Origin of the sequence: Micromonospora sp. DT48, from assembly GCF_049844495.1 — a bacterium.
Lineage (GTDB): Bacteria > Actinomycetota > Actinomycetes > Mycobacteriales > Micromonosporaceae > Micromonospora.
In genome coordinates this window covers 1-26,245 of record NZ_JBNCLE010000009.1, presented here as the reverse complement: position 1 = coordinate 26,245, position 26,245 = coordinate 1, and the positions used below count along the sequence as shown (strand labels likewise).

General features: G+C 72.2%; 24 protein-coding genes and 1 pseudogene. 13 read left to right on the top strand and 12 right to left on the bottom strand.

Annotation, left to right across the window (positions count from 1 at the left end):
• Positions 1–16 precede the first annotated feature (16 nt).
• The 5 genes from ACLQ2S_RS12180 to ACLQ2S_RS12160 all read right to left on the bottom strand — a co-directional run bounded on the left by ACLQ2S_RS12180 (position 17) and on the right by ACLQ2S_RS12160 (position 5,185).
• A complete protein-coding gene (locus ACLQ2S_RS12180) occupies positions 17–685 on the bottom strand; it encodes a hypothetical protein (RefSeq protein WP_155216751.1) in 669 nt (222 codons plus the stop codon).
• Complete coding sequence (locus ACLQ2S_RS12175; protein WP_155216749.1) at positions 682–3,351, bottom strand: FtsK/SpoIIIE domain-containing protein; 2,670 nt, start codon at positions 3,349–3,351, stop codon at positions 682–684. Before ACLQ2S_RS12175 ends, ACLQ2S_RS12180 begins: the two co-directional genes overlap by 4 nt.
• The gene (locus ACLQ2S_RS12170) at positions 3,344–4,378 is read right to left on the bottom strand and encodes a hypothetical protein (protein WP_425701699.1); all 1,035 of its coding nucleotides are present in this window, start codon (positions 4,376–4,378) and stop codon (positions 3,344–3,346) included. The genes ACLQ2S_RS12175 and ACLQ2S_RS12170 overlap by 8 nt, the downstream gene beginning before the upstream one ends.
• A 9-nt stretch (positions 4,379–4,387) precedes the next feature.
• Complete coding sequence (locus tag ACLQ2S_RS12165; protein ID WP_309223043.1) at positions 4,388–4,648, bottom strand: hypothetical protein; 261 nt, start codon at positions 4,646–4,648, stop codon at positions 4,388–4,390.
• Positions 4,649–4,795: 147 nt separating this feature from the next.
• Positions 4,796–5,185 (bottom strand): hypothetical protein, encoded by a 390-nt coding sequence (locus tag ACLQ2S_RS12160; RefSeq protein WP_155216746.1) that lies wholly within the window; start codon positions 5,183–5,185, stop codon positions 4,796–4,798.
• 134 nt (positions 5,186–5,319) lie between these two features.
• On the opposite strand from ACLQ2S_RS12160, the gene ACLQ2S_RS12155 reads away from it, so the two are divergent.
• Genes ACLQ2S_RS12155 through ACLQ2S_RS12145 form a run of 3 tightly spaced genes read left to right on the top strand, consistent with a single transcriptional unit; the run spans position 5,320 to position 8,401 of the window.
• Positions 5,320–7,872, top strand: coding sequence for an ATP-dependent Clp protease ATP-binding subunit (locus ACLQ2S_RS12155; protein ID WP_425701698.1), 2,553 nt, complete (start codon positions 5,320–5,322; stop codon positions 7,870–7,872).
• Positions 7,873–7,886: 14 nt separating this feature from the next.
• Positions 7,887–8,051, top strand: coding sequence for a hypothetical protein (locus ACLQ2S_RS12150; RefSeq protein ID WP_155216743.1), 165 nt, complete (start codon positions 7,887–7,889; stop codon positions 8,049–8,051).
• Positions 8,051–8,401 carry a DUF3140 domain-containing protein gene (locus ACLQ2S_RS12145; protein WP_155216741.1) on the top strand — a complete coding sequence of 117 codons (351 nt, stop codon included), beginning with the start codon at positions 8,051–8,053 and terminating at the stop codon, positions 8,399–8,401. The genes ACLQ2S_RS12150 and ACLQ2S_RS12145 overlap by 1 nt, the downstream gene beginning before the upstream one ends.
• Positions 8,402–8,464: 63 nt before the next feature.
• Here ACLQ2S_RS12145 and ACLQ2S_RS12140 read toward each other — a convergent pair whose 3' ends face one another.
• The 3 genes from ACLQ2S_RS12140 to ACLQ2S_RS12130 form a co-directional block, all read right to left on the bottom strand.
• Complete coding sequence (locus tag ACLQ2S_RS12140) at positions 8,465–8,701, bottom strand: hypothetical protein (protein WP_155216739.1); 237 nt, start codon at positions 8,699–8,701, stop codon at positions 8,465–8,467.
• 19 nt (positions 8,702–8,720) lie between these two features.
• Positions 8,721–9,719, bottom strand: a complete 999-nt coding sequence (locus ACLQ2S_RS12135; protein ID WP_155216737.1) for a LysR family transcriptional regulator — start codon at positions 9,717–9,719, stop codon at positions 8,721–8,723.
• A 77-nt stretch (positions 9,720–9,796) separates the two neighbouring features.
• Positions 9,797–10,396 carry a hemerythrin domain-containing protein gene (locus tag ACLQ2S_RS12130; RefSeq protein ID WP_425701697.1) on the bottom strand — a complete coding sequence of 200 codons (600 nt, stop codon included), beginning with the start codon at positions 10,394–10,396 and terminating at the stop codon, positions 9,797–9,799.
• Between the two features lie 112 nt (positions 10,397–10,508).
• On the opposite strand from ACLQ2S_RS12130, the gene ACLQ2S_RS12125 reads away from it, so the two are divergent.
• Positions 10,509–11,837 (top strand): M20/M25/M40 family metallo-hydrolase, encoded by a 1,329-nt coding sequence (locus ACLQ2S_RS12125; protein WP_155216735.1) that lies wholly within the window; start codon positions 10,509–10,511, stop codon positions 11,835–11,837.
• Between the two features lie 83 nt (positions 11,838–11,920).
• On the top strand, positions 11,921–12,574 hold the full coding sequence (locus ACLQ2S_RS12120) for a hypothetical protein (protein ID WP_155216733.1): 654 nt from the start codon (positions 11,921–11,923) through the stop codon (positions 12,572–12,574).
• A gap of 118 nt (positions 12,575–12,692) precedes the next feature.
• On the opposite strand, the gene ACLQ2S_RS12115 is transcribed toward ACLQ2S_RS12120, so the two are convergent.
• Together ACLQ2S_RS12115 and ACLQ2S_RS12110 are read right to left on the bottom strand one after the other, a co-directional pair.
• Positions 12,693–12,884 carry a DUF5703 family protein gene (locus ACLQ2S_RS12115; RefSeq protein ID WP_093402794.1) on the bottom strand — a complete coding sequence of 64 codons (192 nt, stop codon included), beginning with the start codon at positions 12,882–12,884 and terminating at the stop codon, positions 12,693–12,695.
• Positions 12,885–12,937: 53 nt separating this feature from the next.
• A complete protein-coding gene (locus tag ACLQ2S_RS12110) occupies positions 12,938–13,909 on the bottom strand; it encodes an aldo/keto reductase (RefSeq protein WP_155216731.1) in 972 nt (323 codons plus the stop codon).
• 167 nt (positions 13,910–14,076) lie between these two features.
• On the opposite strand from ACLQ2S_RS12110, the gene ACLQ2S_RS12105 reads away from it, so the two are divergent.
• The 6 genes from ACLQ2S_RS12105 (at position 14,077) to mshC (ending at position 19,546) form a co-directional block, all read left to right on the top strand.
• Positions 14,077–15,129, top strand: a complete 1,053-nt coding sequence (locus ACLQ2S_RS12105) for an LLM class F420-dependent oxidoreductase (protein ID WP_309223057.1) — start codon at positions 14,077–14,079, stop codon at positions 15,127–15,129.
• The gene (locus ACLQ2S_RS12100; protein WP_309223041.1) at positions 15,126–15,962 is read left to right on the top strand and encodes an undecaprenyl-diphosphate phosphatase; all 837 of its coding nucleotides are present in this window, start codon (positions 15,126–15,128) and stop codon (positions 15,960–15,962) included. The genes ACLQ2S_RS12105 and ACLQ2S_RS12100 overlap by 4 nt, the downstream gene beginning before the upstream one ends.
• Positions 15,963–16,049: 87 nt before the next feature.
• Positions 16,050–16,763, top strand: coding sequence for an MSMEG_4193 family putative phosphomutase (locus ACLQ2S_RS12095; RefSeq protein WP_425701782.1), 714 nt, complete (start codon positions 16,050–16,052; stop codon positions 16,761–16,763).
• A gap of 85 nt (positions 16,764–16,848) precedes the next feature.
• Entirely contained in the window at positions 16,849–17,427 is a 579-nt protein-coding gene (locus ACLQ2S_RS12090) for a DUF3090 domain-containing protein (RefSeq protein WP_155216727.1), read from the top strand.
• Positions 17,424–18,242, top strand: coding sequence for an SCO1664 family protein (locus tag ACLQ2S_RS12085; RefSeq protein WP_309223040.1), 819 nt, complete (start codon positions 17,424–17,426; stop codon positions 18,240–18,242). Before ACLQ2S_RS12090 ends, ACLQ2S_RS12085 begins: the two co-directional genes overlap by 4 nt.
• Positions 18,243–18,307: 65 nt before the next feature.
• Positions 18,308–19,546 carry a cysteine--1-D-myo-inosityl 2-amino-2-deoxy-alpha-D-glucopyranoside ligase gene (gene mshC, locus ACLQ2S_RS12080; RefSeq protein ID WP_155216725.1) on the top strand — a complete coding sequence of 413 codons (1,239 nt, stop codon included), beginning with the start codon at positions 18,308–18,310 and terminating at the stop codon, positions 19,544–19,546.
• 232 nt (positions 19,547–19,778) lie between these two features.
• Here mshC and ACLQ2S_RS12075 read toward each other — a convergent pair whose 3' ends face one another.
• Positions 19,779–20,570 (bottom strand): GntR family transcriptional regulator, encoded by a 792-nt coding sequence (locus ACLQ2S_RS12075; RefSeq protein ID WP_155216723.1) that lies wholly within the window; start codon positions 20,568–20,570, stop codon positions 19,779–19,781.
• A gap of 132 nt (positions 20,571–20,702) precedes the next feature.
• Complete coding sequence (locus ACLQ2S_RS12070; RefSeq protein WP_309223039.1) at positions 20,703–21,572, bottom strand: PAC2 family protein; 870 nt, start codon at positions 21,570–21,572, stop codon at positions 20,703–20,705.
• A gap of 304 nt (positions 21,573–21,876) precedes the next feature.
• Between ACLQ2S_RS12070 and metH the strand changes: the two genes are divergently transcribed.
• Both metH and ACLQ2S_RS12060 read left to right on the top strand, forming a co-directional pair.
• Positions 21,877–25,380: a methionine synthase gene (gene metH, locus ACLQ2S_RS12065; RefSeq protein ID WP_155217011.1), complete on the top strand. Its 3,504-nt coding sequence runs from the start codon at positions 21,877–21,879 to the stop codon at positions 25,378–25,380.
• A gap of 157 nt (positions 25,381–25,537) precedes the next feature.
• Positions 25,538–25,987, top strand: a pseudogene (locus tag ACLQ2S_RS12060) (IS5 family transposase); the annotation flags it as partial.
• Positions 25,988–26,245: the final 258 nt, after the last annotated feature.

The following is a 26,245-nucleotide window of genomic DNA, read 5'->3' as shown; positions in this document are numbered from 1 at the left end:
ACCCTGCCCCTGCCCTTCAGGGCAGGGGCAGGGTCAACAGGAGGAGAGTGGTGGTCAACCCGGCGATCACCACGATGAGGACGGGACGTGGGCTCAGCACGGCGTGCTGGCGATCGGCGATCACACGGGCCGGGATCAGGCCCAGCACCGGCCCGAGCAGCGTCACCACCAGGGCCAACACCGGCAGGCCGACGGCCAGGTCACCGTCGTCGCGTGCGCCGAGGGCGCGCACGAGCGCGCCCAGCGCGTACGCCACCATCGCGCCGAGGACCCCGCACAACGCCAGCAGCGGGTTGACGTTGCCCGGCAGTTCGCCGGGTTGCCGGGTGCGGCGCAGCAGATCGCGTACCCCCTCCAGCAGCACGGCCGGATCACCGGTGGCCTCCGGGGCGGGAGTCGGGGGTGCCCCGGCACGTCGCCCGCCGCCGCCCAGCCGGGAGTTCAACTCCTGCCAGAGCACTGCCGCCTCGGCCTCCACCCGCTCCTGGGCCTGGCGGGCGGCGAGCAGTTCCCGCTCGGCCCGGTTCACCTCGTCGGCGGACTCGGCCACCGCCCGGTCCGCCGCCGCGCACTGCTGCTCGTACCACTGCTGCGCCTCGGCGCGCTGCTCCCGCACCCGGGCCGTCAACTCGGCGAGCCGCCGGAGCTGGGCGTGGTAGGTCTGGCTGGTGGCCGGTTCGTTCATCGGGCCGGTCCGTAGGGGATGATGGTCTGCCCGGTCCGGTGCACCGCCCGGTCGAAGAAGAGCCCCCGCCACGGGCGGGGATACCAGTCCGGTCCCGTGTTGCCCGGGTACAGCGACGGGCCGAGTTCTCCACCGTGGGTGTCCAACGCCACCCAGGCACCGATCTGATCGGTGCGGGCGCCGGTGCCGCCCAGGTCGGCGCGCATCCGGGCCACCCCGCGCCACCAGGCCAGCACGTGGGTGCGCCGCTCCGGCCCGTCGTGCAGGATCCGGCGCAGGTTCTCCAGCCCGGTGGCCCGTCCGGTGCGGGCGGCGAGGGTTCCGGCTGCCGCGTCGACGGCGAACAGCAGCAGGTAGTGGGGTGCTCCGGTGCCGCCGGGCGCACCCAGGGCGTCGGCCGTCTCGGCCATCAACTCGGCCACGGTCTCCTCGTCGTACCAGGCGGCGTCGTCGGCGAGATCCTCGTAGAGGGCCCGGGCCGCCGGGTCGGCGTCCGGGTCCAGGCAGGCGATCGAGAAGCGGGCGCTGCCGGGACGGTGCTGGCGGGCCAGCGAGCGGGCCGCCGCGTCCAGCACCGCGCACGCCTCGTCGACCCGGGTGCCCAGGACGGCCAGGTTGCGGCCCGGGGCCCGGGGCAGGCGCAGCGCCGCGGAACGGGCCTGCACGTCGATGATCTCGCCGAGCAGGGCGACCGGTCCTCGGGGCGTACCGACCTCCGGGGCCCGCAGCGCCCGGAAGTCCGGCGCGTCGGCCAGCCGGGGAATCGCGTCGCCGTCGAAGAGTCGGGCGGGGGACGCCTCGGCCGGACGCATCCGCCACAGCCGGTGCTGAAGCTCGCTCCAGGTCTCCCAGTCTCCGGCCGACGGGATCCGGGCCACCTCGTTGCCCTCGGTCAGGCCCGACTCGGCGTTGACCACCGCGTGGAACTTGGGCAGCGACTGGGCGGCGTCGTTGCGTTCGGCGAGGATGCGCAGCGCCTTCGGCAACGCGATCCGCAAGGTGAACTGGGCGACCAGCGCGGGGCGGCCCCACAGCGCCTCGATGCCGCGTACGTCCTGCGAGGCCAGCACCAGATGGATGCCCTGCGAGCGGCCCCGGCGGGCCAGGTCCTCCAGCAGGTCGGCCGCCTCGCGGGCGACCGCGTCGCGGCCGGCCAGCAACATCTGGAACTCGTCGACCACCGCGACGATGCGTGGCCAGTGCCCGGTCGGATCCACCGCCCGCAGCTCGGCCAGCTTGGTGACCTCGTGTTTCTTGGCCGCGTCCGCCCGTCGACGCAGTTCCTCGGTGAGGAACCGCAGCAGCGCCAGGCCGAACTCCCGGTCGGTGTTGACGTTGATGCCGACCAGCCGCATGTGCGGCAGCCAACTCGGATCCCGCCGCCCCTGCGCGAACCGGGCGAAGGACACCCCCTCCTTGAAGTCCAGCAGGTAGAACTCCAGCTCGGCGGGGGAGTAGCGGGCCGCGAGAGAGCCGATCCACGCGAAGATCAGGTTCGTCTTCCCGGTGCCCGAAGGCCCCCCGATCAACGCGTGTGGTGGATAGTCGCCGAGGGTGAGCAGCACCGGTCGACCGTCCGGACCCTCACCGATCGGCGCGGTCAGCCCGGTCGCCGAGTCCTCCCGCCACATCTGGTCGGGCGGCGGCAGCAGGTCGGTGAACGGGGTGGGCGCCGGCCCGGCGCTGACCACCGAGGCGATGCCCCGGCAGGTCTCGGTGACCAGGGCGGCCGGCGGGGGCGGATCGAGCCGCACCGGCAGGTGGCCGATCCAGGCGTCGTCGGCGGTCACCGTCACCCGGGTCACCGACGGTTCGTCGGGTATCGGCACACCCCGCACGATCACGTGTACGCCGCAGGCGGCCCCGGCCCGCACCACCCGGTCGAGCTGGCCGCGTTCGTGCCGGGACAGCTCCTCGCCGCCGAGCAGCACGGCGACCCGCCACGGCTCCGGGCGACGTCCCGTCGCGGCGGCCAGGTCACGCAACGAGGCGTGCTCGCCGGCCAGCACGGTCTCGTTGATCCGGCGGATCTGCTCCACCAGGTCGTCGAGCAGTCGGCCCAGGCCACCGGGGCCGACGAAGGTGAGCAACCCGGCCGGGCCCAGCGGGGCGAATCCGGCCAGCCCGCCACCGAGCCGGTCCGGGTCGTAGCCGACGAGTCGTACCGTGCCCGGCGCGGCTCGACCCAGGCTGCGCAACAGCAGCGCGGAAACCACCGCCGCGCACCCGTCGGCGTCACCGTCGAGCGCCACATGCCCGGCGTCGAGCAGCGCCACCAGCGCCGGCACCGGATCGGTGCCGGCCAGCCGGACGGTCCCGATCCGCGCCGCGCCGGGCGGTTCGGCGCGCTCGGCCGGGCTGGGACGCCACTCGGGCCAGTCCGCCGAACCCGCGCCGGGTGCCTCCCGGGCCGCCGCCTCGGCCGCCTCCCGGGCCAGCACCGCCAACCGTGCCGCGTGCCGGGAGTCGATCTCGGCGAGGCGACGGTCGCGTTCGGCGCCGACCCGCTCCGGTACGGCGGCGGCGGCCCGACGTATCCGCACCGCCCGTTCGCGGGCGGCGGTCAGTGCCACCTGGGCGGCGGTCGACCGTTCCCGGGACGCGCCGAGTGCCTCGGCGAGCAGTTCCCGGACCCGGGTGACCAGCTGGCTGCGCCGGTCAGCCATTGATCCCGCGCCTCGGCCGGCCGACGGGTCCGTCCCCGGCCGCGGGCCGGGTCGGTGTCCCGGCCCACGGTGTCGCGTGACCGCCTCCGGAACCGGTCGACCCGGTCGGACGCTCAGGCTTCGGCGCGTCGCCGTGCCCGGCCGGTCGGCCACCGGACGCTCCGCCTGCGGCGGCCCGGTCGGCCTCGGTCGGCAGGTCCCGTCCGAGACGGTCGAGCAGGACGCCGGTGAGCACCCCGGCGGTGACCGCCGGGTCGGCGGCGTGCGGCTGTTCGCCCTCGCCACGGCGTGGGGGCGGCATCCGGCAGACCCGGCTGAGCAGGGTGTCCAACACCGGCGGCGGCAGGCCGGGCAGCAGGTCGCGGATCCGGCCGTCCAGTTCGCGGTGCAACCGGGGCAGGTCGTCACCGCGCGGCGGATGACCGAGCAGCTCGCTGGCGAGGTGGCGCAGCAGCGGTGGGGCCACGGCGGCCAATCCGAGGCCGACGTCGGCGTGTGCGCCGCGCAGGTCGCGGTGCAGCCGGTCACGGTCACCGGCCCGGACGCCGCGTACCACCCGGCGCAACAGCTCCTGGGAGTCGGCGATGCGCTCGTCGGGCTGCTCCGCCGGGCCCTCCCGTCCACCGGTCAGCTCGGCCACCCGCACCGACCACCAGCGGCGCAGCCGCACCTCGCCGGGCGGCTCGGGTGCGGCGGCCACCGGCTCGGCCGCTCCGGGCGCGTCGTGGACCGGCTTGCGCTGCGGCTGCCCGGCGGCCGGCGGCGCACCGTCGGGAGCCAGCCCGATCGCGGCCAGGTACGCGGTCAGTTGCTCCTGGGCCAGCCGCAGCGCGTAGCCGGCGGTCTCCGCGTGCTCGGTGGCGGCGGACAGCTCCGGCACCCCCATCGGGTTGGCCGACTCCTGACGCACCCAGCGCAGCCGTTCACTGGCCAGCGCGAACTTCTCCAGCGCCTGCCCCAACAGCCCCAGCGGCAGTTCCTCGGCGGCGGCGCGGACCTGTGCGCCGACCTCCTCGACGATGGACACGCCCGGCCCCTACAGCGTCGAGACGTACTGCTGGGCCTGCTCGACCGCGACGAGCGTCGCGGCGAGGCATTCCTCCAGCTCCTGGGCGGCCTGGGTCAGCGACGCCTGGGCCGCCTCGACCGTGGTGTGGCCGCTGCCCTCCAGGGCTCCGGCGAGTGTCTGCTGCGCCTCGGCGAGTTTCTCGCCGGCGGCCTGCACGGCGCTCTGGCCGTCACCGATCTGCTGGAGTGCGACATCGATGGCTGCCTTGAGCTCGGCGACGCTCGCCACGCGGAACCTCCTGGGGGCGGGGAGGACTCCATTAGAGCCTATGCCGGTAGGGGACAGTACAACTGCCCTGTCAGTGTTCCTGCCCCGTTGACCGGTTGTCGACACAAGACGCCCCCGGTCCGATTCGTGGGACCGGTGGGCGGATGATCACTCACCGCCACCGCTGGTCAGCCACCGGGGTCCGTACACCTCGGCCCCGTGTGCGGTGACCCGCTCCCGCAGCTCGCGGTCGGCGGTCACCACCACCCGGCGCCGGGGCCCGGCGTGGGCCACCAGATCGACCACGGCGTCGTCGCCGGAACCGGCGGCGGACACCACCCGTACCCCCTCGACGCCCGGCACGTCGCGGGCCGCGCCCTCCACCACCAGCACCACCTCGACCGGTGGTGGCAGGTCCGGCGGCAGACCTCGGTCGCCCACCGGGACGAGCGTGTCCCGCAGCCGGGCGGTGGCCCCGGGCCGGTCGCGCCACCATCCGTTCGGGCGTGATCCGACCACGTTGGCGGCGTCCACGATCAGCAGCGGTGTCGGTTCCATCGGTCAACCCTGCCATCGGTGCGGGTGACCTGCCGGGTCGCCGCGCCGAGCCCGGTGCCGGGTGGTGGCGTTTGTCCGGCCGAGGGCTGGGTAGCCCGTGCCGACCGGCTCGCGCCCGACCGCGGAGGACAGACATGATGGGACCCGGTGACTTCGGCTCCGACCCGTGGGACGAGTTCCTGGCGCGGTACTTCGGTCGGGGCGAGGGTGGGCGACGCCCCGCGCACCGGGTCGACATCACCCGGCTGATGACCGCCGACGCCCGGGAGATGCTGGCCGACGCGGCGCGGCGGGCCGCCCAGAAGCAGAGCAACGACCTGGACACCGACCACCTGCTCTGGGCGGCGTTGCAGCGCGAGCCGCTGCGGGACCTGGTCCGTCGGGCGGGCGCGGACCCGGACACCCTGGTCAACGCCCTGGGTGGCCGGGGCAACGGCGCGCCGCAGGGCGAGGTCCCGCCGAACCTGTCGCTGACCCCGGCGGCCAAGCGGGCGTTGCTCGACGCACACCAGCTGTCCCGGGCGATGGGCGCCAACTACATCGGGCCCGAGCACATCCTGATGGCCCTGCCGTTGAACCCCGAGTCGCCCGCCGGCCGGATGCTCGCCGCCGGCCGGATCCAGCCGGAGTCCCTCCAGGCCGCCAACGCCGAACGCGGTCAGGCCGGTGGCCCCCGCCCCGACCGGGGCACGCCGACGCTCGACCAGTACGGCCAGGACCTCACCGAGCTGGCCCACAACGACCAGATCGACCCGGTGATCGGGCGGGCCGACGAGATCGAGCAGGCGGTGGAGATCCTGTCCCGGCGTACCAAGAACAACCCGGTGCTCATCGGTGAGGCGGGCGTCGGCAAGACCGCGATCGTGGAGGGTCTGGCGGAGCGGATCTGCGACGGGGACGTGCCGCAGACGTTGCTCGGCAAGCGGGTGATCCAGCTGGACCTGGCCGGACTGGTCGCCGGCACCCGTTACCGGGGCGACTTCGAGGAACGGCTGAAGAAGGTGATCGACGAGATCCGGACCCACCGGGAGGAGCTGATCATCTTCCTGGACGAGATCCACACCCTGGTCGGCGCGGGCGGCGCGGGCAGCGAGGGCGGCATGGACGCGTCCAACATGCTCAAACCGGCGTTGGCCCGTGGCGAACTGCGGGTGATCGGCGCGACGACCCTCGACGAGTACCGGCGCACCATCGAGAAGGACGCCGCGTTGGCCCGCCGGTTCCAGCCGGTGTTCGTACCCGAGCCGGCCGTCGAGGACACCGTGGCCATCCTGCGTGGACTGCGGGACCGCTACGAGGCGCACCACCAGGTGCGCTTCACCGACGAGGCGCTGGTGGCCGCCGCGGAGCTGTCCGACCGCTACGTCACCGACCGCTTCCTCCCCGACAAGGCGATCGACCTGATCGACCAGGCGGGCGCCCGGGTCCGGCTGCGTACCCGCACCCCCGACGCCGACGTGCGGGACCTGGAACAACAGCTTGAGGAGGTACGCCGGGACAAGGAGCAGGCGGTCGCCGACGAACAGTACGAACGCGCCTCCGCGCTGCGTGACCGGGTCACCGAGCTGGAACAGCAGGTGCAGCGGGCCCGGGGCGACGACGGCAGCGGCAGCCAGGTGCCGCAGGTCGGGCCGGAGGAGATCGCCGAGGTGGTGTCCCGGGCCACCGGCATCCCGGCCAGCCAGCTCACCGAGGAGGAACGGGACCGGCTGCTGCGGCTGGAGGGTCAGCTGCACGAGAAGGTCGTCGGGCAGGACGACGCGGTCACCGCGGTCGCCGAGGCGGTCCGTCGCTCCCGGACCGGCCTGGCCGACCCGAACCGCCCGATGGGCAGCTTCCTGTTCCTCGGCCCCACCGGCGTCGGCAAGACCGAACTGGCCCGCGCGTTGGCCGAGGCGCTGTTCGGCGAGGCCGACCGGATGGTCCGGGTGGACATGAGCGAGTTCCAGGAACGACACACGGTCAGTCGGCTGGTCGGCGCTCCGCCCGGCTACGTCGGCTACGAGGAGGCCGGTCAGCTCACCGAGGCGGTCCGTCGCCGCCCGTACGCGGTGGTGCTGCTCGACGAGATCGAGAAGGCCCACACGGACGTGTTCAACATCCTGTTGCAGGTGCTCGACGACGGCCGGCTGACCGACAGCCAGGGCCGGACGGTCAACTTCAAGAACACCGTGCTGATCATGACGAGCAACATCGGCTCCGAGCTGATCACCGGCTTGCAGCGGGCGGTCGGCTTCGGCGCCGGCGAACCGGGCGGCGCGCAGGAGAGCGACGAACTGCGGGAACGGCTGATGCGGCGGTTGCAGGAGAACTTCCGGCCCGAGTTCCTCAACCGCATCGACGAGGTGATCATCTTCCGTCGGCTGGAGGCCGAACAGCTGCGCCAGATCACCGAGTTGCTGCTGGAGGAGACCCGTCGTCGGCTGCACGCGCAGGACATCGAGGTGGACTTCACCACCGCCAGCATCGACTGGCTCGCCGAGCACGGCTACCAGCCGGAGTTCGGTGCCCGACCGCTGCGCCGGGTGATCCAGCGGGAGGTCGACAACCAGCTGTCCCGGATGCTGCTGGAGCAGCAGGTCTCACCCGGTCAGCGGGTCACCGTCGACGCCCGGGACGGCCGACTGGCCTTCGACGTGTCGGCCGACCGGGGCCACGCCAGGGCGACGACCTCGCATCCCCGCTGACCGAAGGGGTACCGATGACCGAACCGGACGAGGCCCGCGAGCAGGAACGGACCGAGGCGATCCTGGCGCCACCGACGGCCAACCCTGCCCGGGTGCAGGTGCCGCCGGAGGGGCTGGGCGGGCAGACCGACGAGGGGCGCCCGGAGGAGTCCGGGCCGCCGCTGGCAGAGGAGGGCTGATGGTACGCGAGCAGCGACTCGACCCAGAGGTGGAGGTGCTCTGGGAGGACTTCCACGCCGAGGTCAACGTGCCGTCCGAGCAGCTGCGACAGTGGCTGCTGACCCGGGGCTCCGGTGAGCAGGCGTTCGGCCCCGACCCGGATCTGAACCTGCCGGAGCCGGGTCGACAGATCCTCGCCGTGCTGCGCAAACGCAAGGTCGACCTGACCCCGGAGGACATCGACGTCATGCGTGACGCCGTCGAGCGGATCCGGTCGCTGACCGCCGCCAAGCCCGATCGGGGCAACGCCGACGACGAGTGGCGGCACAGCCTGCTCGACCTGGGTCACGACGTGCTCGTCGAACGCTGACCCGCCACGGTCGTCCCCGGCGCCGCCGCCTCGCGCCGGGGACGACCGCCTGTGCGCTCGGCGCTACTCGGCTTCGAGACTGGCGATGGCCAACCCGGCGGCGTCGGCGGCGGCCTGCCGGTCGGCACGGGTCTGCTCCTCGCGGGTGAGCAGACTGGCGTACTCGGCCAGGTCGGCGGGACCGGGCACCTCGGGCAACCGGCGCAGGAACGCCTCGGACTCCCGGACGGCGGCGGTGTGCGCGGCGGCGGCCTGACGAAGCAGTTCCCGCTCGTCGGCGGTGGGGTAGAGGTCGGTCATACCGGCCGCTTACCCGGGCTCAGGCGCTTCGCACCCAGGGAGCCGCCACCACGGGCGCCGGACGGCGTACCCCGAACGCCGGGTTGCGCAGCAGCCACGCCAGGTACGCCGGATGCGGCGCGAGCGCGTCGGTGTACGCGACCAGGGCGGTCTCCAGCACCAGGTCGGCCGTCCGGGCGGCGGCCGACTCGGGATGCCAGCCCAGCATCAGTCGCCAGCGCAGCGGCGTGCCGGCCAGCCGGCGGGTCACCAGGCCGGAGACCGGTCGGAAGGTGGCCTGGCACAGCGCCACCGCCTCACCGGCGTCCACCAGGTCGATGCAGCTGCGCACGTCGGCCTCGTACACCTTGCGCGGGGTGAACCCGGACCGCGCGCAGGCCGCGGCGAAGCAGTCGCCGAAGCAACCGTCCCCCGGTGCCGCCACCCACTGCTCGTGCCGCAGGTCGGCCAGGTCCACCTCGTCGCGCCCGGACAACGGGTGGGTCTCCGGCAGCAGCACCATCACCGGGTCGACGGCGACCTCCCGCCAGCTCAGCCCGTAGTCCGCCGACGGTGTCGAGTCACCGCACACCCCGGTCAGCGCGTAGTCCAGCCGCCCACCGGCGACCAACTGGGCCAGCTCGTCGACCGACCAGGAGGCGTGCGTGCTGATCTGTGCCTGCGGTTGCTCGGCGGCCAACCGGTGCACCAGCCGACCCAGGATCGGGCTGTTCACGCCGCCGAACCGGTACCGCCGGGGCGCGTCGCCCGCCCCGGCCAGCCGGGCCGCCTCGTCCTGTAGACCCTTCATCGCCGGCAGCAGCACCCGGGCCCGCGCGAGCACCAACTCGCCGAGAGCGGTCGGCCGCGCGCCACGTCGGTCCCGCTCGAACAGCGGCCCGCCGAGGGTGCGTTCGATCCGCTGGAGCTGGGCGGTCAGCGCCGGCTGGGCCAGGCCGAGCGTCGAGGCCGCCTTGGTCACGCTCCCCGTCTCCGCGATGGCGCAGACCACTCTCAAGTGGCGCAACTCCAGATTCATAGCGTGAAGGTAGGGCCACGGAGCAGCCTGCGGTAGTGCCCGGACGTATCAACGACCATGAACGTGGCGTGGGTAACTCATCGAGGTGGTGGCTCGGTCAGCTCGTCCAACCGCGTGTGTCGACCGGAGAGTACGTCCCGAACCTTGTCGATCAACCCGACCGCCGGCTCGACGATCCGGTTCCACGGCGCGTGGTGCGGGATCGCCGGGTGCGGGCGGGTCGGTGCCGCCTCCTCGGCGATCTCCAGCCGGTTGCCGAGCCGGACCAGCTCCTCCTCGGTGGCGGACGCGCAGAGCCGCTGCACCAGCGGGTCGACCGCACGGGCGTGCGCCTCGATCCGGGCGGCGACGTCGGTCAGTCCGTCGTCGGTCAGCCCCCGCAGGGCCCGCAGCAACTCGACGTCACCGGCCACCACCTCGTCGACCAGAGGTTTCGCGCCCTCGACGGCGTGCCGGACGGCGGGCAGCAGGTACTGCTCCTCCCCGGACAGGTGCCGCGACAGGGCGGCGACCAGCACATCGCGACCGTACCTCGGGTCCGGTCCGGGCTCGGTCAGCCGTCGGGCCAACTCCAGCAGCTGCCGGTGCTCCTCGGCGACGAGGTCCGCGATGCTGCGCCCGGCGGGCTGGTACTCGTCCCCGGGGGTGGGCGGCAGCGGCGGCAGGTGGACGGACATGGTCGCCTCCTGGGCGTACGGCGCAGCGGCAGGGTGACGTTGACGGGGTCGGGCAGGCGCGGCAGTACCCGTGGCCACCCGAACCGAAACGTCGGGCTGATATGAAAGCACGATGACGAGCGACGCCCACGCCGCACTCCCCGCACCGACCGACGAGGTCGTCGAGCTGTGCCGGGACCTGCTGCGCATCGACACCACGAACACCGGCGACAACGCCACCAGCGCCGGCGAGCGCGGCGCGGCCGAGTACGTCGCGGAGAAGCTCACCGACGTCGGCATCACCCCGGTCGTCCACGAGTCCGCGCCCGGCCGGGCCAACGTGGTGGCCCGGATACCCGGCACCGACCCCAACCGGGGCGCGTTGCTGGTGCACGGGCACCTGGACGTCGTGCCGGCCGACGCCGACGAGTGGTCGGTGCACCCGTTCTCCGGTGAGCTGCGCGACGGCTACCTCTGGGGGCGCGGCGCCATCGACATGAAGGACTTCGACGCCATGGTCCTCGCGGTGGTGCGCGACTGGCAGCGCACCGGGGTACGCCCGCCACGGGACATCGTACTCGCGTTCACCGCGGACGAGGAGGCGGGCAGCGAGTACGGCGCGCACTTCCTGACCACCCGACACCCGGACCTCTTCGACGGCTGCACCGAGGCCATCGGCGAGGTCGGCGGGTTCTCGTACACGGTGGACGCGGATCGGCGGCTCTACCTCATCGAGACCGCCCAGAAGGGCATCGACTGGCTGCGGCTGCACGCCCGGGGCCGTCCGGGGCACGGCTCGATGATGCACGACGACAACGCCGTCACCGCGCTGGCCGAGGCGGTGGCCCGGATCGGCCGGCACCGCTTCCCGGTGGTGGTCACCGACACCGTACGAGCCTTCCTGGAGGAGGTCTCCGAGGTGCTCGGCATCGAGCTGGACCCGGACGACCCGGAGGCGGCCATCGCCAAGCTCGGCCCGATCGCCAACATCATCGGCGCCACCATCCGCAACACCGCCAATCCGACCCGGCTCGCCGCCGGCTACAAGGACAACGTCATCCCCGGCCGGGCCAGCGCCACCATCGACTGCCGCAGCCTGCCCGGCCAGTCGCAGCTGCTGGAGCAGCAGCTGCGTGAGCTGATCGGCCCGGACATCGCCATCGAGTACATCCAGCGGCAACCGGCGCTGGAGACCACCTTCGACGGTGAACTGGTCGCGGCGATGTCCGCCGCACTACGGGCCGAGGACCCGGGAGCCCGTCCGGTGCCCTACATGCTCTCCGGTGGCACCGACGCGAAGGCGTTCTCGCAGCTGGGCATCCGCTGCTTCGGGTTCGCCCCACTGCGGCTGCCGGCCGACCTGAACTTCTCGGCGCTGTTCCACGGCATCGACGAGCGCGTCCCGGTGGACGGACTACAGTTCGGCGTGCGGGTTCTCGACCGGTTCCTGCGTACCTGTTGACCGGCGTCCGGTCGGACGCCGGATCTACTGTTTCGCGTCCGTGGACGCGACATCCTGGATTCTTCGTGAAGGGGACGCCTCACATGACCGACCAGCACGCTGAGCTGGACGCCGCCCTCGAGCGCGTGATCGAAGCGGCCCGTCACCATCTCGCCGCCGTCCGGGCCGCGCAGGGCCGGATCGACGACGACGACGTCTGGCAGGCGTACGTCGCGCTGAACAACGCGTCGTTCGCCTACGACGAGCAACTCATGGACGCCTTCGGCGAGGTCACCCCGTGGGACGTCGACTCCATCGACCCGGACGAGGCCGACCAGCGGTTCGGCGGTGGCGAGGGGCCCGAGCCGACCGACCCGCACCCGCAGGTGATCTCCGTACGGCAGCGTCGTGACTACCGGGTGCCGAGCGTCTCCGCGCTGATCCGGGTCGCCGAGGCGGCCCGCCGGGAGGGCGTACCCGGCGACGAGGAGGTGCCGCCGGTGGAGGGTGTCGGCGAGGCGGTGCTGGAACTGCTGCAGAGCGGCGACGGGTCACTCGGCGCGCTCGACGTGCCGGAACTGGAGCCGCTCGACGGTGTGGTGATGGTCAGCGAGGTCGGCACCCCGGTCGACCTGGAGTCCTTCGCCGACGACGACCCGGTGGGTCCGTTCCAGCCGGGCCCCGACGACCGGCTGGTCGGTCGCCTCGACGAGCACCCGTTCCTGGAACTCGACGACGAGCACGACCACGTGCACTGACCGGGTGACGGTACGCCGACCGGGGCCGGCTCGACCGCTCCCGGTCGGCGCCCGGCCGTGGTTCCGGTCCGACCGGCCCGGCGGCTGAGTCCCGGCACGACCGGCGCGGCGGCGGGGCTCAGTACGACAGGCCCGGCTGCGGCTGGTTGACCCGTCGACGGCGCAGCATCACCTGCCGCGTGCCGTCCCGGAACAGCCGCACCCGGGCCAGTTCCCAACCGGAGTACTCGGCCTGGATCGCCAGCTGCGCCGCGGCGGTCAACCGGTCGACGTTCGGCGGCAACCGCAGCGGCGCGTATTCGTAGTCCATGGGCCTATGCTGCCCAGCGGCGAGCCCCGGCGCCACCCTTCGCCGGGTGACGCTCAACCATCGCGTTCCGGATAGCCGACCTCCAGCGCGGAGACGTCGTCCAGCGCCGTGGTGATCTCGTCGGGCAGGGTCATCCGTTCCACCTGGAGCGCCCCGAGCAGCTGCCCCGAGGTGCGCGCGCCGAGAATCGGCGCGGTCACCCCCGGCCGGTCCCGGATCCAGGCCAGCGCCACCTCCAGCGGGGAGACACCGAGGCCGCCCGCCGCCGTGGCCACCGCCTCCACGATGCTGGAGCAGCGCGGCTCCAGGTAGGTGGCGACGAACCGCTCGAAATGCGGCGATACCGCCCGGGAGTCCGCCGGGCGGCCGTGGCGGTACTTGCCGGTGAGCACCCCCCGACCCAACGGCGACCAGGGCAACACACCCAGCCCGAGCGCCTCGCAGGCGGGCAGCACCTCCCGCTCCACCCCCCGCTCCAGCAACGAGTACTCCACCTGCGCGGCCACCACCGGCGCCCGGCCCGGCCAGGCCGCCTGCCAGGCCGCCGCCCGAGCGGTCTGCCAGCCGGAGAAGTTCGACACCCCGACGTACCGCACCCGACCACTGGCCACCGCGTGGTCCAGTGCCGCGAGAGTCTCCTCCAGCGGGGTCTGCGGGTCGTAGCCGTGCACCTGGAACAGGTCGACGTAATCGGTGCCCAGGCGCCGCAGTGAGGCGTCCAGGGTGCGCAACAGGTGCCCCCGGGAGCCGTCCCGGCGGCGGCCGCCACCCGGCCGGAGCCCGGCCTTCGTCGCGATCAACAGCTCCTCGCGGGGCACCAGGGTGCCCAGCAGTGAGCCGATCACCGACTCGGCGTCGCCGTCGCCGTACACGTCGGCGGTGTCGATCAGGTTGCCACCGGCGTCCAGGTAACTCTTCAGTTGCGCGGCCGCGTCGTCGGCGTCGGTGTCGCGGCCCCACGTCATGGTGCCGAGCGCGAGCCGGGAAACCGCCAGCCCGCTTCGGCCGAGCGGTCGCTGCTGCATGGGTGAACCTTATTTCGAACAGGGCCGGACCGATATCCTCGCTCCCGTCAAGTCTGCCCGCCGGTTCGTGTTCATGCTCGTCCGGGTCGGAGACTCGGGTGAGCCGGTGATCGTCCCTGCCACCGACATTGCGTAACCTGATGCGACTGCGGATGGGGGAGGACTTCGTGCGACTCGGGCTTAACCTCGGATACCAGACAGCCTGGAGCACCCCGGCGAATCACCTGGCCATGGCCCAGGAGGCCGACCGGCTCGGCTACTCGGTGGTGTGGGCGGCGGAGGCGTACGGCTCGGACTCGCCGAGCATGCTCTCCTGGATGGCCGGGCAGACCGAGCGGATCGACATCGGCAGCGCGGTGATGCAGATCCCGGCTCGGACGCCCGCGATGACCGCGATGACCGCGGCGACCATCGACTCGCTCTCCGGCGGCCGGTTCCGGCTCGGCCTGGGCGTCTCCGGCCCGCAGGTCTCCGAGGGCTGGCACGGTGTGCGGTTCGGCAAGCCGCTGGCCCGCACCCGGGAGTACGTGGACATCGTGAAGCTGGCGGTGGCCCGCAAGGAGGTCGCCTACGACGGCGAGTTCTACCAGCTCCCGCTGCCCGACGGTCCCGGTAAGGCGCTGCGGCTGGGCTTCCACCCGCCGCGCGAGCACATCCCGATCTACCTCGCGGCGGTCGGTCCGAAGAACCTGGAACTGGCCGGTGAGATCGCCGACGGCTGGCTGGCCGTCTTCTACGCCCCCGAGTTCGCCGAGGAGCAGCTCGCCGCGGTCCGCGCCGGCCGGGCCAAGGTCGGCAAGGAGCTGGCCGGCTTCGACGTGGTGCCGTCGGTGCCGGTCGTGGTCGGCGACGACCTGGACTCCTGCGCCGAGCTGGTCCGCTGGTACGCGGCGCTGTACGTCGGTGGCATGGGCAGCCGTAAGCAGAACTTCTACAACCAGTTGGCCACCCGGATGGGCTACGGTGACGCGGCCCGCGAGGTGCAGGAGCTCTACCTGGCCAAGCGGCAGCGCGACGCGGCGGCAGCCGTGCCGATGGAGTTCATCGACCGGACGTCGCTGCTCGGCCCGAAGGAGCGCATCGCCGACCGGCTGCGCGAGTACGCCGAGGCCGGGGTCACCACCCTGTCGGTGAACCTCTTCGCCGCCGACCGTGACACCGGCGTGCAGACCCTGCGGACCGTCGCCGAGGCGCTGGACCTCTCGGGAGTCGGGGAGTGACCTGGATCGAAGCCATCGTCCTGGGCATCGTCCAGGGCCTGACCGAGTTCCTCCCGGTCAGCTCGTCGGGGCACCTGCGGATCACCTCGGCGATCTTCTTCGAGCGGGACGCCGGCGCGTCCTTCACCGCGGTCACCCAGCTGGGCACCGAGGCTGCGGTCCTGCTGTACTTCGCCAAGGACATCTGGCGGATCGGCCGCACCTGGGTGGTGGGCATCTGGGACAAGTCCGTCCGTTCCAGCCTGGACTACCGCATGGGCTGGTACGTGATCGTCGGTTCGATCCCGATCGGCGCGCTCGGTTTCCTGTTCAAGGACCAGATCCGGGAGACCGCCCGCAACCTGTGGGTGGTGGCCACCACCCTGATCGTGTTCGCCTTCGTGCTGGCGTTCGCCGAGTACTGGGGTCGGCAGACCCGGACCCTGCGGGACTTCCGGATGCGCGACGGTGTGGTGATGGGTTTCGCCCAGTCGCTGGCGCTCATCCCCGGCGTGTCCCGCTCCGGGGCCACCCTCAGCTTCGGCCTGTTCCTGAACCTCACCCGGGAGACGGCGGCCCGCTACTCGTTCCTGCTGGCCATTCCGGCGGTGGTGATGTCCGGGGTGTTCAGCCTGGGCGACGTCTTCGAACCGGCGGCACCCGGCACGTCGGTGCCGACGGTCGCGCAGATGGTCGTGGCCACGCTCATCGCGTTCGGGGTCGGCTACGCGGCCATCGCCTGGCTGCTGCGCTACGTCGCGCACCACACCCTGTACGTCTTCGTGCTGTACCGGGTCGCGGTCGGCACCCTCGTACTGGCCCTGCTGCTGACCGGCACCATCAGCGCCACCTGAGCGTACGGGTGCGGCCGGTACCGCCGGGAGTTGGGCGCGGCGGGCCTCGCCGCGACACCGCCGACGGTGGTGAACCACCGCACTAGGGTGGTGCGGGTGGCGACACTTCTGCTCCTACGGCACGGCCGGACCACCGCGAACGCCGACGGTGGTCTGGCCGGTCGGCAGCCCGTCGAACTGGACGAGACCGGCCGCACCCAGGCCACCGCGGTCGGTGAGCGGTTGCGCACGGTGCCGCTGGCGGCCGTGGTGACCAGCCCGCTGATCCGCTGCCGGCAGACCCTGGAGCTGGCCCTGCCCCAGGTCACGCCGGTGGTGGACGACGGTCTGATCGAGTGCGGGTACGGCAGCTGGGAGGGGCAGCCGCTGAAGAAGCTGGCCAAGGAGCCGCTCTGGCCGGTGGTGCAGCAGCACCCCAGCGCGGCGGTCTTCCCCGACGGGGAGGCGATGGCGCAGATGGCGGCCCGCGCGGTCGCGGCGGTACGCGCCTGGGACGCCCGGCTGACCGCCGAGCACGGCCCCGAGGCGGTCTGGCTGGCGTGCAGCCACGGTGACGTGATCAAGGCCATCGTCGCCGACGCCCTCGGCGTACACCTGGATCTCTTCCAGCGGATCGTGGTGGACCCGGCGTCGGTGACCGCGATCCGCTACACCCCCCTGCGTCCCTTCCTGATCCGGCTCAACGACGTCGGCGGTGACCTGACCGGCCTGGTGCCGCCGCCCGGTAAACGGCGACGGCGAGCCGGCCGGTCGACGGACTCGGACGCCGCGGTAGGTGGCGGCGCGGGAGCGTCCCGGTGAGCCGCCGGACGCCCGCGCCGTCGGGCGTCGCGATTCGGGTCGGTGGGGTACTCGCTGTGTGGGGCCGCCGGATAGGGTCGAGGGTATGACCCACCAGGTGCACGCCTTCGAACCGCCGGAGCGGTTCGTCGCCGGGACCGTCGGGCCGCCGGGGGAGCGCACGTTCTTCCTCCAGGCGCGCGGCGGTGGCCGGCTGGTCAGCGTCGCGCTGGAGAAGGTCCAGGTCTCCCTGCTCGCCGAGAAGCTGGAGGAACTGCTCACCGAGGCCCAGCGTCGGTTCGGTGTGGAGCTGCCGGACGCCACCGTCCCGGTCGGTGACAACGACCCGTTGGAGACCCCGGTCGACGAGGAGTTCCGGGTCGGCACCCTGGGCCTGGCCTTCGACGCGGACACCGCGACCGTGGTGATCGAGGCGATCGCCGTCGGCGAGGCGGAGACCGAGATCGAGCTCGGCGAGGCGGAAGAGGACGACGAGCCCGACGACGTCGAGCCCGACGAGGATCTCGACCGGCTCCGGGTCCGGCTGACCCCCGAGGCGACCCGCGCGTTCATCGAGCGGGCCCGGCGCGTGGTCAACGCGGGTCGTCCGCCCTGCCCGCTGTGCGGCCAGCCCCTCGACCCCGCCGGCCACCTCTGCCCCCGGAACAACGGCTACCACCGGTGACCTCGTCCGGTGTGGCTCCCCGACGCGACGGGGGTGCCGCGCTGCGCCTGCTGCGCGACGGTGAGTTGACCGTCGAAGGGCGGCTCGTCGACGCGTCGAACACCACCCTGCGTGGGGTGTTGACGCTGGACGGGATGTCGGCGCGGTGCGTGTACAAGCCGGTGCGCGGGGAGCGACCGCTGTGGGACTTCCCGGACGGCACGCTGGCCGGTCGGGAGGTGGCCGCCTACCTGGTCTCCGAGGCCACCGGGTGGGAGCTGGTGCCGCCGACGGTGCTGCGGGACGGGCCGTTCGGTCCCGGCTCCTGCCAGCTCTGGATCGACCAGCCGCCCGACGCCGAGCCGCTGGTCGGGTTCGTGCCGGCCGACGCGCTGCCGCCCCGCTGGTTCCCGATCGCGGCGGCCCGCGACGACGACGGCACCGCGTACGCCCTCGGCCACGCCGACGACCCACGGCTGGCCCGGCTCGCGGTGCTCGACGCGGTGATCAACAACGCGGACCGCAAGGGCGGCCATGTCCTGTGTGGCCCCGACGACCGGATCTACGGGGTCGACCACGGGGTGAGCTTCCACGTCGAGGAGAAGCTGCGGACGGTGCTCTGGGGTTGGGCCGGCCGACCGCTGCCGGACGACGCGGTAGACATGCTCGGCCGCCTGTCCGGTCAGCTCGCCGGCGGCCTCGGTGACGAGCTGACCGAGCACCTCACCCTCGGTGAGATCGCCGAGCTGGCCGCCCGGGTCGACCGACTGTGCGCCAGCTGTCGCTTCCCGCAGCCGTCACCGGACTGGCCGGCGGTGCCCTGGCCGCCGATCTGACGCTGTCGCGTTGATCACTTGCGGGGCCGGGTGACGTCGCCCAACGGCTGGTTAGGCTGGCGGACATGGAGTCATGGGTGGGGCATGAGGTGCCGCGGCTGCCGGGCAGGAGCGAGCCGCTGAGGTTGTTCGACTCGGCACGGCAGAGCGTGCGACCGAGCGAGCCGGACGGCACCGCCACCATGTACGTCTGTGGCATCACCCCGTACGACGCCACCCACCTCGGTCACGCCGCCACCATGATCACCTTTGACCTGGTGCAGCGGATGTGGCGCGACGCCGGCCACGAGGTCCGGTACGTGCAGAACGTCACCGACATCGACGACCCGCTGCTGGAACGGGCCGAACGTGACCGCGAGGACTGGAAGGTCCTGGCGATGCGGGAGACGGCGCTGTTCCGGGAGGACATGGAGACGCTGCGGATCATCCCGCCGGCCCACTACGTCGGCGCGGTGGAGTCGATCCCGGACATCGCCGAGAAAGTGCTGGTGCTGCTCAAGGACGGTGCCGCGTACCGCCTCGACGACGGCACCGGCGACGTCTACTTCGACATCTCGGCCGCACCGAACTTCGGCTACGAGTCCAACCTCTCCCGGGCGGAGATGCTGGAGATCTTCCCCGAGCGCGGCGGCGACCCGGACCGCGCCGGCAAGCGCGACCCGCTGGACCCGCTGCTGTGGCGCGGCGCCCGCGACGACGAACCGTCCTGGCCCGGCGGTGACCTCGGCCCCGGGCGACCGGGTTGGCACATCGAGTGCGCGGTGATCGCCCTCGGGCTGCTCGGCGCCACCATCGACGTGCAGGGCGGCGGCAACGACCTGCTCTTCCCGCACCACGAGTGCTCCGCCGCGCACGCCGAGCGGCTGACCGGTGTGGCGCCCTTCGCCAGCCACTACGTGCACGCCGGCATGATCGGGCTGGACGGCGAGAAGATGTCCAAGTCCCGGGGCAACCTGGTCTTCGTGTCCCGACTGCGGGCCGACCGGGTCGATCCGATGGCGGTGCGGCTGGCGTTGCTCTCCGGCCACTACCGCGCCGACCGGACCTGGACCGACGACCTGCTCACCGCCGCCGAGCACCGGCTGGACCGCTGGCGGCGGGCCGCCGCCGCCACCGCCGGGCCGTCCGGGTCGGCGTTCCTGGCCGGCGTACGCGAACGACTCGCCGACGATCTGGACACGCCGGGCGCCCTGCGGCTCGTCGACGCCTGGGCCGAGCAGACCCTCGCCGGAGCCGACGAGGACCCGGCCGCCCCACGCCTGTTCGCCGAAACCCTAGACGCCCTCCTCGGCATCCGCCTCTAACCCGCGCTCCCGCGCGCCGCGCTCCCGCGCGCCGCGCTCCCGCGCGCCGCGCTCCCGCGCGCCGCGCTCCCGCGCGCCCTCGCGCTGCCGGGCGAGTGAGGCAGCAACATCCCCGAAGTTGCTGCCTCAGAGCTGGGTCGAGGCAGCAACATCCCCGATACTGCTGCCTCGCTGCCTCGCTGCCTCGCTGCCTCGCTGCCTCGCTGCCTCGCTGCCTCGCCGTCAGGCGGGGTCAGCCGAGGATCAGGCCGGGGTCGGGGTCGGGGGATCGGGTGGGGGCGGGGATCTGGTACTCCTCGGTGAGGGTGGTGACCGGACCTGGCCAGGTGGCCTGGGCCACCTCGATCGGTTTGCGCTGCGGGTCGTACGCCACGTGCAGCAGATGCAGCACCGGGGTGTCCGGTCGGATCTGCAGGGTCTCGGACTCCTCGCGGCTGGGCTGGCGGGCGGTGATCGTGTCGGTGGCGGTCGCGTACCGCCGACCGATGGCCTCCTCGGCCTCCTGGTAGAGCGGGCGGCCGAACGCCTCGGCGCGTTCCAGTGTGGTGCCGGCGGTCTCGGCGGGCAGGAACCAGGAGGCGCCCACCTCCACCGGTGAGTCCTCGGTGCGGACGAGGTGGCGGCGGCAGAGCAGTTCGGTGCCGTCGGGTACCCCGAACGCGTCGGCCACCTCGGGCGGCGCGGGGGAGCGTCCGACGGAGACGAGCTGTTGGCGATAGCGGGCCGCCAGGTCGGTGTGGTAGCCGCGGAAGCCGCCGTAGCGTCCTCGGGAGAGCCGGTTGAGCCGTCGCCGGGTGCCGCGTACGTACGTACCGGAACCGGGTTTGGTGATCAGGACACCTTCGACCCGCAGCTGGTCGACGGCGCGTTGCACGGTCTGCTTGGCGACGCCGAACATCTCGGCGATGGCCGGGATGGACGGCAGCCGTTCGCCCGGTGCCCAGTCGCCCCGACGGATCTGGCTCTTCAGCTGCGCGGCGATCTGGCGGTGCGGGAACTCGGCCGCGCCCGGATTGATCTGCATCCCCGACCTCCTCATTTCAGCTAGGTTCCTAGGATGCCCTACGCGGGGTGAGCCCCGCCACCCGACCCACACACGTCGAGGCCCCCGGACAACTCGCGTTCGGGGGCCTCGACGGCTAAAGGTGGGGGAGGGCTACCAGGAACCGGCGGTGGGGCCGGCCGACCCGCCTCGGCGGCGTAGGTACTTCTCGAACTCCTGGGCGATCTCGTCCCCGGTCAACGGGGTGATGCCCGCGTCACCGACGCGTTCCTCCAACTCGCGTACGTACTCGCCCAGCTCGGCGTCCTGCTCGGCGGCGCTGCGTACCCGCTGCTCCCACTCGGCGGCCTCCTCGGCCAGATCGGCCATGGGAACCGGCAGGTCGAGCACCTCCTCCACCCGGTGCAGCAGGGCGAGGGTGGCCTTCGGGCAGGGCGGGTTGTTGGCGTAGTGCGGCACGTGGACCCAGAACGACACGGCGTCGACCTCGGCGCGGGTGCAGGCGTCGTGCAGGACGCCGACGATCCCGGTCGGCCCGTCGTAACGGGTCGGGGTGAGCTGGTAGCGGCGCGCGGCGTCGGCGTCGGAGGCGCTACCGCTGATCGGCAGCGGCCGGGTGTACGGCACGTCGGCCAGCAGCGCGCCGAGCAGCACCACCCGTTCGACCTCGAGGCTGTGGCAGATTTCGAGCACCTGCTCGCAGAAGGTGCGCCACCGCATGCTCGGCTCGATGCCCCGGATCAGCACCACGTCCCGCTCGGTGCCCGCGGGGCTGGCGACCGTGAACCGGGTGGTGGGCCACTCCACCCGACGGGTGGCGCCGTCGGACATGGCGATGGTCGGCCGGCTGACCTGGAAGTCGTAGAAGTCCTCCGGGTCCAACTCGGTGACGGGCCGGGCCTGCCACACCTGCTCCAGGTGCTCGACCGCCGCGGTGGAGGCGTCCGCCGCGTCGTTCCAGCCCTCGAAGGCGCAGATGGCGACCGGGGACCGCAGCACCGGCAGCCCGTCGAACTCGGTCACGCCGTCACCTCCTGCTCGTCACCGGCGGGCCGGGGCACGGGCCCGGTCGTCCGCCGACGGTGCGTGGTGGTGTCGCTGTAGTCCTTCACGACCGTCAGCCTACGTGCCGTGCCCGGACCCGGCCCGTCGGCCGCGCCGGATGGGCCGGTGCTCGGCACACGTGTCGGGGCCGACCGATGACCACGATGTGGACCATTGCCCACCAAACCGGGCAACGTGATCCCGATGACACAATGTGGGATCGGACGGTACGCCGGGGTGCGGCTCCACGTGACCGCACTAACCTGAGGTCGTGCGGAATTCGTTGCTCGACGCGCTGGCAGACCGGATCCTCGTCACCGACGGGGCGATGGGCACCATGTTGCAGGCCGCGGACCTGACCCTGGACGACTTCGACGGTCTCGAGGGGTGCAACGAGATCCTCAACGTCACCCGGCCAGACGTCGTACGCGGGGTGCACGAGGCGTACCTGGCGGCGGGCGCCGACTGCGTGGAGACGAACACCTTCGGCGCCAACCTGCCGAACCTCGCCGAGTACGACATCGCCGACCGGATCTGGGAGCTGTCCGAGGTGGGGGCGCGGCTGGCCCGGGAGGCCGCCGACGCGTACTCGACTCCGGAGCGGCCCCGCTGGGTGCTCGGCTCGATCGGTCCGGGCACGAAGCTGCCGACCCTCGGCCATGCCTCGTACGCCAGCCTGCGCGACGCGTACCAGCAGAACGCCGGTGGACTGATCGCCGGTGGCGCGGACGCGCTGATCATCGAAACCTGCCAGGACCTGCTCCAGGTGAAGGCGGCGGTGATCGGGTCCAAGCGGGCGATGGCCGAGGCCGGTCGCACCGTACCGATCATCTGTCACGTGGCCGTCGAGACCACCGGCACCATGCTGCTGGGCAGCGAGATCGGCGCGGCGCTGACCGCCATCGAGCCGCTCGGGGTGGATCTGATCGGCCTCAACTGTTCGACCGGCCCGGCCGAGATGGGCGAGCACCTGCGCTACCTGTCGCAGCACTCCCGCATCCCGGTGTCGGTGATGCCCAACGCCGGGCTGCCGGTGCTCACCCCCGACGGGGCGTACTTCCCGCTGGGCCCCGAGGAGATGGCCGACGCGCTGGAGCGCTTCGTGGCCGACTACGGCGTCGCGTTGGTCGGCGGCTGCTGCGGCACGACGCCCGAGCACATCCGGGTGCTCGCCGAGCGGCTGCGCGACGTGCGGCCGGTGGCCCGCGAGCCGCGTACCGAACCGGGGGTCTCCTCGATCTACCACCACGTGCCGTTCGCCCAGGACGCCAGCGTGCTGATGGTGGGGGAGCGGACCAACGCCAACGGCTCCAAGGCGTTCCGGGAGGCGATGCTCGCCGCCGACTGGCAGTCCTGCGTCGAGATCGCCCGTGGTCAGGCCCGCGACGGCTCGCACCTGCTGGATCTCTGCGTCGACTACGTCGGGCGCGACGGCACCACCGACATGCGTGAGCTGGCCGGTCGGTTCGCCACCGCCTCCACGCTGCCGATCATGCTGGACTCGACCGAGCCGGCGGTGATCGAGGCCGGTTTGGAGATGCTCGGTGGCCGCTGTGTGGTCAACTCGGTCAACTTCGAGGACGGCGACGGCCCGGAGTCCCGCTACGGGCGGGTGATGCCGGTGATCGTGGAGCACGGCGCGGCGGTCGTGGTGATGTGCATCGACGAGCAGGGGCAGGCCCGCACCGCCGCGGACAAGGTCCGCATCGCCTCCCGGATCGTCGAGGACCTGACCGGGCGCTGGGGCATGCGGCTGCCGGACATCATGGTCGACACGCTGACCTTCCCGATCTCCACCGGTCAGGAGGAGACCCGCCGCGACGGTCTGGAGACCATCGAGGCGATCCGGGAGATCGCCCGGCGCTATCCCGGGATCAACTTCACCCTGGGCATCTCCAACGTCTCGTTCGGGCTCAATCCCGCCGCCCGGCAGGTGCTCAACTCGGTCTTCCTGCACGAGTGCGTGCAGGCCGGGCTCACCTCGGCGATCGTGCACGCCAGCAAGATCCTGCCGATGTCGAAGATCCCCGACGAGCAGCGCGAGGTCGCGCTCGACCTGGTCTACGACCGCCGCCGCGAGGGGTACGACCCGTTGCAGCGGTTCATCGAGTTGTACGAAGGGGTGGACGCGGCCTCGGCGCGCGCCAGCCGAGCCGAGGAGTTGGCGGCCCTGCCGCTGAACGAGCGGCTCAAGCGGCGGATCATCGACGGTGAGCGCAACGGCCTGGAGGCCGACCTCGACGCGGCGATGGCCGCCGGCACCGCGCCGCTGCTCATCATCAACGACATCCTGCTGGACGGGATGAAGGTCGTCGGTGAGCTGTTCGGCTCCGGTCAGATGCAGCTGCCGTTCGTGTTGCAGTCGGCCGAGGTGATGAAGACCGCGGTGGCGTACCTCGAACCGCACATGGAGAAGGCCGACGACGGCGGCAAGGGCCGCATCGTGCTCGCCACCGTCAAGGGCGATGTGCACGACATCGGCAAGAACCTGGTCGACATCATCCTGTCCAACAACGGCTACGAGGTGGTGAACATCGGCATCAAGCAGCCGATCTCCGCCATCCTCGACGCCGCCGAGCAGCACCGCGCCGACGCCATCGGCATGTCGGGTCTGCTGGTCAAGAGCACCGTCATCATGAAGGAGAACCTGGTCGAGATGGCGTCGCGCGGGGTCGCGGAGCGCTGGCCGGTCCTGCTGGGTGGTGCGGCGCTGACCCGGGCGTACGTCGAGGACGACCTGCGGTCGATGTTCCCCGGCCAGGTGCACTACGCCCGTGACGCCTTCGAGGGGTTGTCCCTGATGGACCGGGTGATGGCCGCCAAGCGCGGCGGTGCCCCGGTGGTGGACGCCGAGCGGGAGGCGGCGCTCGCGGCCCGCCGGGCCCGCCGGGAGCGGCAGCGCGCGGTGGTCGCCGAGTCGCTGCCGGAGCTCAGTGACGCCTCGGTACGCTCCGACGTCGCGGCCGACGTGCCGGTGCCGACCGCGCCGTTTTACGGCACCCGGGTGGTCAAGGGGGTGCCGCTGGCCGACTACGCGGCCCTGCTGGACGAGCGGGCCACCTTCATGGGCCAGTGGGGTCTGCGGGGTGCGCGCGGCGGCAAGGGCCCGTCGTACGAGGAGCTGGTGGAGACCGAGGGGCGGCCGAGGCTGCGCTACTGGCTGGACCGGCTCATCGCCGACCAGGTGTTGGAGGCGGCCGTGGTGTACGGCTACTTCCCGGCCTACTCCGAGGGCAACGACCTGGTGGTGCTGGACGAGAACGGGCACGCCGAGCGGGCCCGGTTCACCTTCCCCCGGCAGCGGCAGGAGCGGCGGCTGTGCCTGGCCGACTTCTTCCGCCCGCGCGGTGAGGACCTGGACGTGGTCGCGTTGCAGCTGGTCACCGTGGGCCAGCCGGTCAGCGAGTACGCGGCGAAGCTGTTCGCCCGCAACGAGTACCGCGACTATCTGGAGGTGCACGGCCTGTCGGTGCAGCTCACCGAGGCCCTCGCCGAGTACTGGCACAAGCGGATCCGCGCCGAGCTGCGGCTGCCCGACGGGCGTACCGTCGCCGACGACGACCCGGCCGACCTGGCCGGTCTGCTGCGCACCGACTACCGGGGCTGCCGGTACGCGTTCGGCTACCCGGCCTGCCCGGACCTGGAGGACCGGGCGAAGATCGTGGAGTTGCTCGGTGCGGAGCGCATCGGCGTGCAACTGTCGGAGGAGTTCCAGCTGATGCCGGAGCAGGCCACCGACGCCATCGTCGTCCACCACCCCGAAGCCAGCTACTTCAACGCCAAGTGACCGCCGAGGTGCCGTAAACGGGTTTCCTGCCGTACTAAGGCGTGTTTCAGAAGTCGTGGTCGGCCGGTAAAGGTCACGGCGTGGCGGTGATCGACAACTGAAGAGGTCTCCGGTATCTGGTTCTGCGACCAAGCAAGAACTTCATACCGGAGACCTCGTGTCCAGCGTAGCGGTGACGAGGCGGCATGACCTGACCGACAGGCAGTGGGCTGTTCTGGCCCCGCTGTTGCCTGCCGCGCCAACGACGGGTCGTCCGCCGAAGTGGGAGAAGCGGCAGCTCATCGACGGGATCAGGTGGCGGATCCGGATCGGGTCGCCGTGGCGTGACGTCCCGGCCGAGTACGGACCCTGGCAGACGGTCTACGGTCTGTTCCGTCGCTGGCAGCGCGACGGAACCTGGGACAGGATCCTGGCCGCGTCACAGGCCACCGCAGATGCGCAAGGCCGGATCACCTGGACGGTGAGCGTGGACTCCATGACCAGCCGCGCACACCAACACGCCGCCGGCGCCCGCACCGACGGCCACCTGCAGAAGGAGCCACCCGGCGGTGTGCACGACGAGCCCGCCGATCACGGGCTCGGACGATCTCGTGGCGGTCTGACCACTAACTTGATCTTTAACCTGGGGTCGGTTTGTATCGACCCTGGCTGATCATGGCCGCAGCCCTTGGTTGATCATTCTTCTTGTCGAGGGAAGAAGATCAGGGCCAAGGGCTGCGGGATGATCAGTGTGCATGACACCGGGCGCGCAGGCGCGGTGGGGGACCTCGGGATGTTCCGTACGGAGCTGCATCGGTGTCTGACTGCCAGGGCTGATGCGTTGTTCGAGTTGGCTGATGCGGTGTTGTGTGCGGACGGGCCGGTA